This is a genomic window from Verminephrobacter aporrectodeae subsp. tuberculatae At4 (assembly GCF_000193225.1).
Taxonomy (GTDB): Bacteria; Pseudomonadota; Gammaproteobacteria; order Burkholderiales; family Burkholderiaceae_C; genus Acidovorax; species Acidovorax aporrectodeae.
Window position 1 is genome coordinate 1 of record NZ_AFAL01000913.1, and the last position, 214, is coordinate 214.

General features: G+C 76.6%; 1 pseudogene. It reads right to left on the reverse strand.

The features are described from left to right. Positions 1 to 214: pseudogene (locus VTU_RS29825) on the reverse strand (hydroxysqualene dehydroxylase HpnE); the annotation flags it as partial.

The window sequence follows — 214 nt, forward strand, 5'->3', positions numbered from 1 at the left end:
CAGGGGAGGCAATGCGAGCTGCGCTGCGGCCTGCCGCAGCACCTGCTGCTCGGTGCGGGCGCGCTCGGCGGCGCTGGCGCTGACGACGAAGGCGAGCAGGCCGTCGCGGCCATCGAGCTGGCCCCGGTCGAACACGAACTGCGCCGGGTGCTCCGGGCTGCTGCGCAGCGCCAGCAGGGGTTGGGGCAGGCGCGCACCGCGCGCGTGGGCGTAG